At 69.5% G+C, this 12,751-nt stretch carries 14 protein-coding genes and 1 tRNA gene; 7 read left to right on the top strand and 8 right to left on the bottom strand.

Going from position 1 to position 12,751, the window contains the following annotated elements; translation table 11 throughout:
- Positions 1 to 141: 141 nt before the first annotated feature.
- The 3 genes from bcp (at position 142) to AB6L24_RS39380 (ending at position 2,397) form a co-directional block, all read left to right on the top strand.
- Entirely contained in the window at positions 142 to 609 is a 468-nt protein-coding gene (gene bcp, locus AB6L24_RS39370) for a thioredoxin-dependent thiol peroxidase (protein ID WP_289950358.1), read from the top strand.
- A gap of 133 nt (positions 610 to 742) precedes the next feature.
- Positions 743 to 2,266, top strand: a complete 1,524-nt coding sequence (proP, locus tag AB6L24_RS39375; protein WP_405664306.1) for a glycine betaine/L-proline transporter ProP — start codon at positions 743 to 745, stop codon at positions 2,264 to 2,266.
- Between the two features lie 47 nt (positions 2,267 to 2,313).
- Positions 2,314 to 2,397: transfer RNA gene (locus AB6L24_RS39380), tRNA-Leu, on the top strand.
- A gap of 84 nt (positions 2,398 to 2,481) precedes the next feature.
- On the opposite strand, the gene rdgB is transcribed toward AB6L24_RS39380, so the two are convergent.
- From rdgB to AB6L24_RS39400, 4 genes are all read right to left on the bottom strand, one after another.
- Positions 2,482 to 3,084, bottom strand: a complete 603-nt coding sequence (gene rdgB / locus AB6L24_RS39385) for an RdgB/HAM1 family non-canonical purine NTP pyrophosphatase (RefSeq protein WP_380854689.1) — start codon at positions 3,082 to 3,084, stop codon at positions 2,482 to 2,484.
- Between the two features lie 106 nt (positions 3,085 to 3,190).
- Positions 3,191 to 3,589, bottom strand: a complete 399-nt coding sequence (locus tag AB6L24_RS39390) for a hypothetical protein (RefSeq protein ID WP_405664308.1) — start codon at positions 3,587 to 3,589, stop codon at positions 3,191 to 3,193.
- Between the two features lie 184 nt (positions 3,590 to 3,773).
- Complete coding sequence (gene rph / locus AB6L24_RS39395; protein WP_030358332.1) at positions 3,774 to 4,505, bottom strand: ribonuclease PH; 732 nt, start codon at positions 4,503 to 4,505, stop codon at positions 3,774 to 3,776.
- 245 nt (positions 4,506 to 4,750) lie between these two features.
- Complete coding sequence (locus tag AB6L24_RS39400; protein ID WP_030358333.1) at positions 4,751 to 4,984, bottom strand: glucose PTS transporter subunit EIIB; 234 nt, start codon at positions 4,982 to 4,984, stop codon at positions 4,751 to 4,753.
- 223 nt (positions 4,985 to 5,207) lie between these two features.
- Between AB6L24_RS39400 and AB6L24_RS39405 the strand changes: the two genes are divergently transcribed.
- Positions 5,208 to 6,521 carry a PTS transporter subunit EIIC gene (locus AB6L24_RS39405; protein ID WP_405664311.1) on the top strand — a complete coding sequence of 438 codons (1,314 nt, stop codon included), beginning with the start codon at positions 5,208 to 5,210 and terminating at the stop codon, positions 6,519 to 6,521.
- A 240-nt stretch (positions 6,522 to 6,761) separates the two neighbouring features.
- On the top strand, positions 6,762 to 8,012 hold the full coding sequence (locus AB6L24_RS39410) for a PTS transporter subunit EIIC (protein ID WP_380854682.1): 1,251 nt from the start codon (positions 6,762 to 6,764) through the stop codon (positions 8,010 to 8,012).
- A 78-nt stretch (positions 8,013 to 8,090) separates the two neighbouring features.
- Here AB6L24_RS39410 and AB6L24_RS39415 read toward each other — a convergent pair whose 3' ends face one another.
- Positions 8,091 to 8,846 carry an MBL fold metallo-hydrolase gene (locus AB6L24_RS39415; RefSeq protein ID WP_380839934.1) on the bottom strand — a complete coding sequence of 252 codons (756 nt, stop codon included), beginning with the start codon at positions 8,844 to 8,846 and terminating at the stop codon, positions 8,091 to 8,093.
- A gap of 456 nt (positions 8,847 to 9,302) precedes the next feature.
- On the opposite strand from AB6L24_RS39415, the gene AB6L24_RS39420 reads away from it, so the two are divergent.
- Both AB6L24_RS39420 and AB6L24_RS39425 read left to right on the top strand, forming a co-directional pair.
- Positions 9,303 to 9,899: a hypothetical protein gene (locus AB6L24_RS39420; protein WP_405664313.1), complete on the top strand. Its 597-nt coding sequence runs from the start codon at positions 9,303 to 9,305 to the stop codon at positions 9,897 to 9,899.
- Positions 9,900 to 10,367: 468 nt separating this feature from the next.
- A complete protein-coding gene (locus tag AB6L24_RS39425) occupies positions 10,368 to 10,823 on the top strand; it encodes a type II toxin-antitoxin system PemK/MazF family toxin (protein ID WP_405664315.1) in 456 nt (151 codons plus the stop codon).
- A gap of 219 nt (positions 10,824 to 11,042) precedes the next feature.
- On the opposite strand, the gene AB6L24_RS39430 is transcribed toward AB6L24_RS39425, so the two are convergent.
- The 3 genes from AB6L24_RS39430 to AB6L24_RS39440 all read right to left on the bottom strand — a co-directional run bounded on the left by AB6L24_RS39430 (position 11,043) and on the right by AB6L24_RS39440 (position 12,586).
- Positions 11,043 to 11,993: a PLP-dependent cysteine synthase family protein gene (locus AB6L24_RS39430; protein WP_405664317.1), complete on the bottom strand. Its 951-nt coding sequence runs from the start codon at positions 11,991 to 11,993 to the stop codon at positions 11,043 to 11,045.
- A 16-nt stretch (positions 11,994 to 12,009) separates the two neighbouring features.
- Entirely contained in the window at positions 12,010 to 12,297 is a 288-nt protein-coding gene (locus tag AB6L24_RS39435) for a MoaD/ThiS family protein (protein WP_380854670.1), read from the bottom strand.
- Positions 12,298 to 12,481: 184 nt separating this feature from the next.
- A complete protein-coding gene (locus AB6L24_RS39440) occupies positions 12,482 to 12,586 on the bottom strand; it encodes a putative leader peptide (RefSeq protein WP_016638880.1) in 105 nt (34 codons plus the stop codon).
- Positions 12,587 to 12,751 lie beyond the last annotated feature (165 nt).

A 12,751-nucleotide genomic window follows, 5' to 3' on the forward strand; every position in this document is an offset into this window, starting at 1 on the left:
TGCTGTTTCCGGTCGTTCCGGTCGTTCCACAGTCTGTCAGCTTCGCCCCCGTCGCACCCCATGGCACCCCCATTACGCTCGACTCCGTCACCACCCCTGATGCGTGCGCGCCCGCGCGTGCTGCCCACGAGGAGACCGGAAATGAGCGAGCGACTTCAGCCCGGGGACACCGCCCCCGCCTTCACCCTGCCCGACGCCGACGGCAAGGACGTCTCCCTCGCGGACCACAAGGGCCGCAAGGTCATCGTGTACTTCTACCCGGCCGCCCTGACCCCCGGCTGCACCAAGCAGGCCTGCGACTTCACCGACAACCTGGACGTGCTCGCGGCCGCGGGCTACGACGTCATCGGCGTCTCCCCCGACAAGCCGGAGAAGCTCGCCAAGTTCCGCGAGAAGGAGAACCTGAAGGTCACGCTGGTCGGCGACCCGTCCAAGGAGACCCTGGAGGCGTACGGTGCCTTCGGTGAGAAGAAGCTGTACGGCAAGACGGTGACCGGCGTGATCCGCTCGACGGTCGTCGTGGACGAGGCGGGCAAGGTCGAGCACGCCTTCTACAACGTGAAGGCGACCGGCCACGTCGCCAAGATCATCAGGGACCTGGGGGTCTGATCCCCCTGGCCCGGCGCCGGTCTCCCGGCCACCCGCGCATGTGACGAAGCCCCCCTCACGGGGGGCTTTCGTTTGCGATCGCGGCGTGCGAGCAAGTGATCCCGTGGACCACTGTCAGCGAAAGGATCACTCCATGGCGGCCAGCCAGCACCCGGCCGACCCCGAGGCCGATGTCCTGCCAGGCACCGACCCGGCGGCGGTGAAACGTCACCGCACGCTGTTCCGGGCCATCAGACGGCGCCGGAACCCGCCCCTGCGGCGCACCGACATCACGGTGACCGACGAGGCGGCCGTGCGGCGCGCGGTGAAAGCGGCCTCGCTCGGCAATGCCATGGAGTGGTTCGACTTCGGCATCTACAGCTATCTGGCCGTGACCATCGGGCATGTCTTCTTCCCGTCCGGGAACGACACCGCCCAGCTGATCTCGTCGTTCGCGACCTTCGCCGTGTCGTTCCTGGTGCGGCCGCTCGGCGGCATGGTGTTCGGGCCCATGGGCGACAAGATCGGCCGCAAGAAGGTCCTCGCCCTGACGATGATCCTGATGGCGGTCGGCACCTTCGCCATCGGCCTGATCCCGAGCTACGCCGCCATCGGCTTCTGGGCCCCGGTGCTGCTGATCTTCTTCCGGCTCGTGCAGGGCTTCTCCACGGGCGGCGAGTACGGCGGCGCCTCCACGTTCATCGCCGAGTACGCGCCGGACAAGCGGCGCGGCTACTTCGGCAGCTTCCTGGAGTTCGGCACCCTCGCCGGGTACGTGGGCGCGGCAGGACTGGTCACGATCCTGACCACGACGCTGGACAGCGGCGCCATGGAGGCCTGGGGCTGGCGGATCCCGTTCCTGGTCGCGGGCCCGCTCGGCCTGGTCGGCCTGTACTTGCGGCTGCGCCTGGACGAGACCCCGGCGTTCCAGAAGCTGGAGGACCAGACGTACCACTCGGCGACCGAGGCGGCCTCCGCCGTCGAGACCTCCGCCAAGGGCGACCTCGCGAAGATCTTCCGCCAGTACTGGCCGACGCTGATCCTGTGCGTCGCCCTGGTCGGCGCGTACAACGTCACCGACTACATGCTCCTGTCGTACATGCCGACGTACCTGACCGACGAGCTCGGCTACGACGACACGCACGGGCTGCTGATCCTCATCGCCACGATGGTGGTCCTGATGCTGGTGATCAACCGGATCGGCGTCCTGTCGGACCGCTACGGCCGCAAGCCGCTCCTGATGGCGGGCATGGTGGGCTTCCTCGTCCTGTCGATCCCGGCCTTCCTCCTGATCAAGCAGGGCGCGCTGGTCGCCGTCTCGGCGGGCATGCTGATGCTCGGCCTGTCCCTGGTGTGTCTGCTCGGCACGATGTCGGCGACGCTGCCCGCGCTGTTCCCGACCCCCGTGCGCTACGGCTCCCTGTCGGTGGGCTACAACCTGTCCGCCTCGCTGTTCGGCGGCACCGCGCCGCTGGTGATCACCGCGCTGATCAGCGTCACGGGCACGGACATGATGCCCGCGTACTACGCGATGGCCGCAGCCGTCGTCGGCATCATCGCGGTGGCCTGCATGAAGGAGACCGCGCAGCAGCCCCTCAGCGGCTCGCCGCCGTCGGTGGAGAGCAAGGAGGAGGCCGCCGAGCTGGTCGCCGCGCAGGCCACGGCGCCCAAGTTCTGACTCCCCCGGCAGCTCCGGCCGGGCGGCGATTACGATGGGCGCGGCACGCGGCCGTGGTGGAACTGGCAGTCACGCTGGGTTTAGGTCCCAGTGGGGTAACACCCGTGAGGGTTCGAGTCCCTCCGGCCGCACGCGCACGAAGGGCGCCCCCGACGGGGCGCCCTTCCCCGTGTCCGGTCCGGGTCCGACCGAGTCCAGGACAGGTTCCGTCCTGGTCAGCCGAGCAGTTCGCGCACCACCGGCACCAGCGCGCGGAACGCCTTGCCGCGGTGGCTGATCGCGTTCTTCTCGTCGGCCGTCAGCTCGGCGCAGGTGCGGGTCTCGCCCTCGGGCTGGAGCACCGGGTCGTAGCCGAAGCCGCCCGTGCCCGCCGGGGTGTGCCGCAGGGTGCCGAGCAGCCGCCCCTCGACCACCCGCTCCGTGCCGTCGGGAAGGGCGAGGGCCGCCGCGCACGCGAAGTGGGCGCCGCGGTGCGGGTCGTCGATGTCGCCGAGCTGGGCAAGGAGCAGGTCCAGGTTGGCGCGGTCGTCGCCGTGGCGGCCCGCCCAGCGCGCGGAGAAGATGCCCGGGGCGCCGCCGAGCACGTCGACGCAGAGACCCGAGTCGTCGGCGACGGCGGGCAGGCCGGTGGCCTTGGCCAGGGCGTGCGCCTTCAGGAGGGCGTTCTCGGCGAAGGTGACGCCGGTCTCCTTGACGTCGGGGACGTCCGGGTAGGCGTCCGCGCCGACCAGCTCGTGGTCGAGCCGGGCGGCGGCGAGGATCGCCGTCAGCTCGGTGAGCTTGCCGGCGTTGCGGGTGGCGAGGATGAGGCGGGTCATGGGACCAGTATCGCGGCCCCGTGACCGGCCGCTCCGGCGCGCCCCCGTCCCGTCGGCGTGACACTCGCCGGGTGTCGTCGGGCACGGGGCGCGCCGCCCGCCCAGGTCAGTCGGTGCAGACCTTCGTCAGTTCCTTGGCCGCGTCGACGGCCGGGCTGAGGTCGGGCGACTTGTCGCCGCCGTCCTTGGAGGCGTCGCGGATGTTGTCGACGGCCTTGTCCAGGTGGTCCAGGGCCTTGTCCACGTCGGCGTCGTCGGACTTGTCGCGGATGTCGTCGAGGTTGTCCTCGATGTCGTCCAGGGAGTCGTCGGCCTTGCCGGGGTTCAGCGCGGCGTCCTGGGCGGCCTCCTGCATGTCCTGGACGTTGTCGTGGATCGCGTCGGCCGTCTTCACGCAGTCGACGGCCTTGTCGACGGGGTCGCAGGCCACGAGGCCGGAGACCGCCGGAACTGCGATCAGAGCGGTGATGATGGCGGTAGCGGTACGGCGGTGGCGCGCGGCCATGCGGAATTCCCTCCCCGTTTCGGGCGGGCGTACGGCTTGGCCCGTACGCCCGCATCCGTAAGAACGCCCGTCCGGGCCCCGAGGGTTGCTTCCCACGCCGGGCGGGCCGAACCGCGACCCGCCTTCATCCTTGACGCAACTCGCCCGCACCGCACGCCACTTGGGCCGCGCCCGGCGTTTTGCCCTACTTGACCGCTTCGAGCGCTTCGCGCTGGTACGCGGCGAGGTCGACGCAGCCGCCGACGGCGAGGTCGAGCAGCGCGTTCAGCTCCTCGCGGGCGAACGGCTCGGCCTCCGCGGTGCCCTGGACCTCGACGAAGCGGCCGTCGCCGGTGCACACGACGTTCATGTCGGTGTCGGCCTTCACGTCCTCCTCGTAGCAGAGGTCGAGCAGCGGTACGCCGCCGACGATGCCGACGGAGACCGCGCTGACCGTGCCGGTGAGCGGCTTGCGCCCGGCCTTGATCAGCTTCTTGCCCTGGGCCCAGGCGACGGCGTCGGCGAGGGCGACGTAGGCGCCGGTGATGGCGGCGGTGCGGGTGCCGCCGTCGGCCTGGAGGACGTCGCAGTCCAGGACGATGGTGTTCTCGCCGAGGGCCTTGTAGTCGATGACGGCGCGCAGCGAGCGGCCGATGAGACGGCTGATCTCGTGCGTGCGGCCGCCGATCTTGCCGCGTACGGACTCGCGGTCGCCGCGGGTGTTCGTGGAGCGCGGGAGCATCGAGTACTCGGCGGTGACCCAGCCCTCGCCGCTGCCCTTGCGCCAGCGGGGCACGCCCTCCGTGACGGAGGCCGTGCAGAAGACCTTGGTGTCACCGAAGGAAACGAGGACGGAGCCCTCGGCGTGCTTGCTCCACCCGCGTTCGATGGTGACGGGACGGAGCTGTTCGGGGGTACGGCCGTCGATACGAGACATGGCCCGAGCCTATCGGGACGGGGCACCCCCGATCGGCCTGCGGCCTCGTCCTCAAGCGCCGGACGGGCTTTCTCCCACCCACCCGCCCAAACTTGCATCAGCCGGGCAACAGCCCGGCACCATCAGCCCGTCCGGCACTTGAGGACGAGGCGCGGAGCGCCGACTCGGGGGCACCCCCGCACGCGGCGAGGGCCCGCTCCGGCAAGTGGAACGGACCCTCACCCACGCTCAGCTCAGCGCGAGCGTCACATCATGTCCTCGATGTCGGCGGCGATCGGGTCCGCGTCGGTCCCGATGACGACCTGGACGGCCGTCCCCATCTTCACGACCCCGTGCGCCCCCGCGGCCTTCAGCGCGGCGTCGTCGACGAGACCCGGGTCCTTGACCTCCGTGCGGAGGCGCGTGATGCAGCCCTCGACCTCTTCGATGTTGTCGATGCCGCCGAGCCCGGCAACGATCTTCTCAGCCTTGCTGGCCATGGTGTTCTCCCTGCTCTGAAAAGGACGCGGCCACGACACCGTAGGTCCGCTTTGTCACGGTAACGCACGGTTGGCCCATCTTCGCGGGCGGTCACGGCACTCGTACCCAATCATGACGATCAAGGTGTCACCCCTAGTGGGGGCGGTGCCGACCACCGTCCACAACTGGTCTACACCAGTTTTCAACGACCGCCAAACCTGGCCGGTTCCGGGAGGAACGCCGATGAGTTCCACTGCCGCCGCGATACCCCAGAAGAAGTGGTGGAACGGCCTTTTCCAGGGCCTGCAGAAGATGGGCCGCAGCCTGCAACTGCCCATCGCCGTCCTGCCCGCAGCGGGCATCCTCAACCGGCTCGGCCAGCCGGACGTCTTCGGCGACGACGGCCTCGGCTGGACCAACGTGGCCAAGGTCTTCGCGGCCGCGGGCGGCGCCCTGCTCGACTCCTCGCTCGGCCTGCCCCTCCTCTTCTGCATCGGCGTCGCGATCGGCATGGCGAAGAAGTCGGACGGCTCCACCGCGCTCGCCGCGGTCGCCGGCTTCCTCGTCTACTACGCGGTCCTGCGCGCCTTCCCCGACGACTGCCCGGCGGGCGCCGACTTCGCGGGCGCCGGGATGTGGAGCGGGGTCTGCGTCGCCGAGGACGGCACCTCCGCGCAGGCCGCGTACCAGAATCCAGGGGTGTTCGGCGGCATCGTGATGGGCCTGCTCGCCGCCTGGTTCTGGCAGCGCTACCACCGCGTGAAGCTGGTCGACTGGCTCGGCTTCTTCAACGGCCGCCGCCTGGTCCCGATCATCATGGCGTTCGTCGGCCTGGTCTTCGCGGGCCTGTGCGTCTGGGTCTGGCCGCCCATCGGCGACGGCCTCACCAGCTTCTCCAAGTGGCTGGTCGACCTCGGCTGGCTGGGCTCGGGCATCTTCGGCGTGGCCAACCGCGCGCTGCTCACCGTCGGCCTGCACCAGTTCCTGAACACCTTCGTCTGGTTCCAGTTCGGCGACTACACCAAGGCCGACGGCACGGTCGTCCACGGCGACATCAACCGCTTCCTCGCGGGCGACCCGACCGCGGGCCAGTTCACCTCGGGCTTCTTCCCGATCATGATGTTCGCGCTGCCCGCGGCGGCCCTCGCGATCACGCACGCGGCCCGCCCGGAGCGGCGCAAGGTGGTCGGCGGCATGATGCTCTCGGTCGGCCTGACGTCCTTCGTCACCGGCATCACCGAGCCGATCGAGTACTCCTTCCTGTTCATCGCGCCCGCGCTGTACGCGATCCACGCGCTGCTCACCGGCGTCTCGATGGCAGTCACCTGGGGGCTCGGCGTCAAGGACGGCTTCAGCTTCTCCGCCGGCCTCATCGACTACGTCATCAACTGGAGCCTGGCCACGAAACCCTGGCTGATCATCCCGATCGGACTGTGCTTCGCGGTGGTCTACTACTTCCTGTTCCTCTTCGTGATCAAGAAGTTCGACCTGGCCACTCCGGGACGCGAACCGGAAGAGGAGGCAAAGGCGTTGGACGAGGAGCAGACCAAGGCATAGGCAGGCGTACGCACGGAAGCGGAACCTGCCGCGATACCCTTTGCCAGGCCCTCGGACCCTATGGTCCGGGGGCCTTTCGCCGTGGATGCGGTGTTATGGCCGACCCCACAGGAATCGCGGGTTCCTTATGTCGCCTTGACCGTGTTACAACAGGTCTACACCACTGAGTGGTGTAGACCACCTGGATGCTGTCGCACCCCCTGAACTGTCCCCTGACAGCACCCGCACATGGAGGAAGTCATGAGTACGGCCACCGCGAAGGCGGCGCCCGCGAAGAAGCGGGGCTCAAGTGTGTTGCAGGGTCTGCAGAAGGTGGGTCGCAGCCTGCAGCTGCCCATCGCTGTCCTGCCCGCGGCGGGCATCCTGCTGCGCCTCGGCCAGCCGGACGTGTTCGGCGCCGACGGCCTCGGCTGGGGCAAGGTCGCCACGGTCTTCGCCACCGCCGGTGACGCCGTCTTCGCGAACATGCCGCTGCTGTTCTGCATCGGTGTCGCGATCGGCTTCGCCAAGAAGGCGGACGGCTCGACCGCGCTGGCCGCGCTCGTCGGCTTCCTGGTCTACAAGAACGTCCTGACCGCGTTCCCGGTCACCGAGGCGAAGATCACCAAGGGTGCGGACGTCGCCGCGACGTACAACGACCCGAAGGTCTTCGGCGGCATCATCATGGGCCTCATATCCGCCGTGGTCTGGCAGCGGTTCCACCGCACCAAGCTGGTGGACTGGCTCGGCTTCTTCAACGGCCGCCGCCTGGTCCCGATCCTGATGGCCTTCATCGGCACCGCCCTGGGTGTCGTCTTCGGCCTCGCCTGGGGCCCGGTCGGCGACGCCATCACCAACTTCGGCGAGTGGATGACCGACCTCGGCTCGGTCGGCGCCGGCATCTTCGGCGTGGTCAACCGCGCGCTCCTGCCGGTCGGCATGCACCAGTTCGTGAACACCGTCGCCTGGCAGGAGATCGGCTCCTTCACCGACTCCGCCGGCGCCGTCTGGCACGGCGACATCCAGCGCTTCATGCACGGCGACCCGACCGCGGGTCAGTTCATGTCCGGCTTCTTCCCGATCATGATGTTCGCGCTGCCGGCCGTGGCCCTGGCCATCACCCACACCGCCCGCCCCGAGCGCCGCAAGGTCGTCGGCGGCATGATGATGTCCCTCGCGCTGACCTCGTTCGTCACCGGCATCACCGAGCCGATCGAGTTCGCCTTCATGTTCATCGCGCCGGTCCTGTACGTGATCCACGCGATCCTCACGGCCGTCGCCATGACCGTCACCTGGGCCCTGGGCGTGCACCACGGCTTCACGTTCTCGGCGGGCGCCATCGACTACGTCCTGAACTGGAAGTTCGCCGAGAAGCCCTGGCTGATCATCCCCATCGGCCTCGTGTTCGCGGCGGTCTACTACGTCGTCTTCCGCTTCGCGATCGTCAAGTTCAACCTGCCGACCCCGGGCCGCGAGCCCGAGGAGGAGGTCGAGGACCTCACCAAGGCGTGAGCCTCACCCCGCACCAGGACGTGGGCCCCGGAACCGTACGGTTCCGGGGCCCACGTCGTCGTACTCGCCTGACAACCCTCAGATCTCGTACGTGGCCCCTGCCGCCGCCAGCTCCGTCGGGCCGCCGGTGAAGACCTCCCGGGCGTCGGCGAGGTTCACGGCCGGGTCCGTCCACGGCGGGATGTGGGTGAGCACCAGGCGCCGCGCGCCCGCGCGCAGGGCGGACTCCCCGGCCTCGCGGCCGTTGAGGTGCAGGTCCGGGATGTTCTCCTTGCCGTGCGTGAACGCGGCCTCGCAGAGGAACAGATCGGTGTCGGCCGCGAGTTCGTCGAGGGCCGCGCAGGTGCCGGTGTCCCCGGAGTACGTCAGCGACCGGCCGTCGTGCTCGACCCGGATCGCGTACGCCTCGACGGGGTGGCACACCTTCTCCGTACGCACCGAGAACGGGCCGATCTCGAAGGCCCCGGGCTTGACCGTGTGGAAGTCGAAGACCTCGCTCATCGACGACGCGGAGGGCGTGTCGGCGTACGCCGTGGTCAGGCGCTGCTCGGTGCCCTCGGGGCCGTAGACCGGGATGGGGGCGCAGCGGCCGCCGTCGTGGCGGTAGTAGCGGGCCACGAAGTACGCGCACATGTCAATGCAGTGATCGGCGTGCAGATGACTGAGGAAGATCGCGTCGAGGTCGTACAGACCGATGTGGCGCTGCAGCTCGCCCAGGGCGCCGTTGCCCATGTCGAGCAGCAGCCGGAAGCCGTCGGCCTCGACGAGGTAGCTCGAGCAGGCCGAGTCCGCGGACGGAAACGACCCCGAGCAGCCGACGACGGTGAGCTTCATAGAGCTGGAACCTCCACGCTGGCGATCGGGGGAAACGGGGGCGTGCGGTCCGTCGAGCGTAAAGCGCGAAAGGGCGGCTCGCTCCTCCGTCGTGGGCCGTTGTGGGCGAAGTCACCGGTCACGTCACTCTTCCCCCGTAGTTCCGGGGGTGGGTCCGGCTCCGCGGAGGCGTGCTCCAGAAGCCGCAGAAATACCCCCAGAGGGGGCCCGATACGGGTAAGACAGTGAGTGAGTGGAGGCCTGGCGCTCGGCCTGGGGGGATCCGTGACAAGGGACGACGCAAGTCGGCGGGTGAGGCTGCGGTTGGCGCGACAGCGTCCTCGGCCTGGTGCGGTGCGAGCGCGGGAAGCGCGTGATCTACAGCCCCAGGCGTCGGAGCGCGGACGGTGGCGACGCCTCAACTGGTGGGTCCAGGCCGGCACCGCCCTTGCGGGCGTCGCAGCGGTCGGAGGCATCGTGGTCACCGGCATCGCCACCTATTACAGCGCCCGGACTGCGGAAGACCAGCTCAAACAGTCCCAAGAAGACACTGATGAATCTATACGCGCTCAGGCATCCAAAGTCGCATTTTACTCCGACGTGGAAAACAACTCGAGCAGCCGTCACTACTACCTCGTCAACCGATCGGCAGACCCGATCTCAAGAATGCATGTGATGATTTCGTCCGATGTCGAGCGGAAGAAGAAGGGGACTGAACCGCGTCGGCAGAAAAGCCAGTTGATCCTGTGGATCGGGAGCGTCCCGCCTTGCTCTCGCATCGTCCTGCAGAGCCGGAACATGGCTTTCGACCCGAAGGCGAAGGCGAACAGGAAGATCCCTCACGGCACGGTGATCACTCTCGACCAGTACTTCACGATCGACTCCATATTCTTCAATGACAGTGGAGGGCGACGCTGGAAGCGAACCCTTGATGAACTGACGCACTGGATGCGGCCAGCCGATGAATTCCGCGCTCCGTCACAACCGGTCACGGACGTCTCCATCGTCCAGGTCAGGTTGGCAAAGAGCCAAAAGGTCCTCCTGGAGCCGCTGAAGCCCTGCGGTGGCACTTAGTCCTTGCCCAGCCCTTCCCGCGACACCGGTAGCGGACCCGATGGCGCAACCGAATCGGAGTGACCGCCGTCGGAATCGCTGCGCTTCGTCCATGGGCTTGAGGTGGGCGTAGACGTGCGCCACGACGTCCTGGTCGTCGTCGCCGCCGGTGGCACGGGCCAGGTCCCAGGTGTGGATGAGGACGTCCTCGGGGAGGGCTTCCACGGTGTCGGCGAACGGCATGGGCCCCGCGAAGGTGTGTGGGCGTCCAGGCCGCAGGCTGCTCCGGCGCCCCCGGCTGGCTGCGAGCCGGGCCCCTCTCGGAGGTCGACGCCTGACCGGCCCCCTGCCGGGACTACTGGAGGAAGGCGGCGCCGGAGAGGCGACGCTGGGCAGTACTCCCAACAGCCTGACTGACCTGGGGTGTCACCGGTTCGGAGGCCCCGGAGTGCCGTGGCGGGCCGGTGGGGCGGCGGTACCGTCGTGGCCATGGACACGTCGTGGTGGATCGCGTTGGTCGCCGTGGTGGTGCTCGCTTTCGGCGTTGCCCTCGTGGACGGGTGGGCGCGGTCCGGGCGGCCGGCGCGGCGGCGGGGAGTACGACGGCCTCCCCGGCGGGAGCGGGGTGGGCGGCCGCGGCCCCGGGCCGGGGAGATCTGGTGGGCGCGGGTGCCCTATGAGGGTGGGAGTGGGGGGAAGGACCGGCCCTGTCTCGTGCTGGGCGTCCGCGGGGACAGCGTGCGGGTCGCGAAGATCACCAGTAAGTACCGGGACGAGCGGGCCGGGGTGATTCCGTTGCCGCCCGGGGCCGTCGGGGACGCGCACGGGCGGGCCAGTTTCCTGGAGACCGATGAGTTGCGGGAGGTTCCGGTGTGGGACTTCCGGCGGCGGGCGGGGGTGGTGGATCCGGTCCTTTGGGATCAGGTGCGGCATCTGGCCGGGTAGGCCTTGCGGGGCGCTCCCCAGTCCCGCCCCTTCCCCGAAACCGGGGCGTAGCCCCTGGACCCCAGGGGTGGGTGTCGCGTGGCGAGCGGGACAGGACCCCGCCGAATCGGCGCTTCGCGCCTCGTCCTCAAACGCCGGACGGGCTAGAAAATGTGCCGTGCAGCAAAGTCTCAGCCCCTCCGGCGATTGAGGAGCCGGGTCGGGGAGCTCCCAGCCGGGCTACGCCCACAGTTGCCCCTGCACCGTCGCGATCGCCTCCTCGTCCGTCGGCGCCGTGTAGACGCCGGTGGAGAGGTACTTCCAGCCGCCGTCGGCCACGACGAAGACGATGTCGGCGGGGGTGCCCGCCTTGACGGCCTTGCGGCCGACGCCGATCGCGGCGTGGAGCGCGGCGCCCGTGGAGACGCCGGCGAAGATGCCCTCCTCGCGCAGGAGCTCGCGGGTCCGGGTCACCGCGTCGGCGGAGCCGACGGAGAAGCGGGTGGTCAGGACGGACTCGTCGTACAGCTCGGGGACGAAGCCCTCGTCGAGGTTGCGCAGGCCGTAGACGAGGTCGTCGTAACGGGGCTCCGCTGCGACGATCTTGATGTCGGGCCGCTGCTCGCGGAGGAAGCGGCCGACGCCCATGAGCGTGCCGGTGGTGCCGAGGCCCGCCACGAAGTGGGTGATGGAGGGCAGGTCGGCGAGGATCTCGGGGCCGGTGGTGGCGTAGTGGGCGCCCGCGTTGTCCGGATTGCCGTACTGGTACAGCATCACCCAGTCCGGATGCTCGGCCGCGAGGTCCTTGGCGACGCGTACGGCCGTGTTGGAACCCCCCGCCGCGGGTGAGGAGATGATCTCCGCGCCCCACATCGCCAGCAGGTCGCGCCGCTCCTGGGAGGTGTTCTCCGGCATGACGCACACGATCCGGTAGCCCTTGAGCCGGGCCGCCATGGCCAGGGAGATGCCGGTGTTGCCGGAGGTCGGCTCCAGGATGGTGCAGCCGGGCGTCAACCGGCCGTCCTTCTCGGCCTGTTCGACCATGTGCAGCGCGGGGCGGTCCTTCACGGAGCCGGTCGGGTTGCGGTCCTCCAGCTTGGCCCAGATCCGGACCTCGGCGGACGGCGACAGACGCGGGAGGCGGACCAGCGGCGTGTTGCCGACGGCCGCGAGCGGGGAGTCGTAACGCATCGGGGAGCCGGGGCCCTCAGGCCATGCCGCCGGCGACGGCCGGCAGGATCGTGACGCTGTCGCCGTCGGTGAGCTTGGTGGAGATGCCGTCGAGGAAGCGGACGTCCTCGTCGTTGAGGTAGACGTTCACGAAGCGGCGCAGGCTGTTGCCCTTGTCCTTGTCGATCAGACGGTCCTGGATGCCCGCGTGCCGCGACTCGAGGTCGGCGAAGAGCGCGGCGATGGTGTCGCCGCTGCCCTGGACGGCCTTCTCGCCGTCGGTGTAGGTGCGGAGGATGGTCGGGATGCGGACCTCGATGGCCATGCGGAGGGCTCCTGTCGGGAGTGGATCCGAAGATCGGGAGATCGGGAGATCAGGTGTGGTGCGGGGTGGCTGCGCGGGTGGTTCGGGGTCGTGCCGTGCTGGGTGGGGCGCGCCGCGCGCTGCGGGGCGGCGGGTACGGCGCCGTGGCTCACCGCCGCGCTCGCGGCGGGCGGGGCGGCGCCCGTCAGGGCCGACAGATGGCGCTGGCGAGACGGCACAGGTCGACGTGCAGCCGGCCGACGAGCAGGGCGCCCGGCGTCGTATCGATGCTCACGTCGTTCGAAACCATGCGGTCATCGTAACGATTCCCGGTCCGGGACCCGGAATGTGATCTCGGATGCCGGACGGATCGCGTTCGGTGGCCGGACGGGGTGGGGTGTTCCGGCCGTCGGAGGCGGGGCGTCCGTCGCCAGGGGCGGGGCGTCCGCCGTCGGGGGCACGGCGTTCCGGCCGT

This window comes from Streptomyces sp. RK9, from assembly GCF_045070545.1.
Lineage (GTDB): Bacteria > Actinomycetota > Actinomycetes > Streptomycetales > Streptomycetaceae > Streptomyces > Streptomyces alboflavus.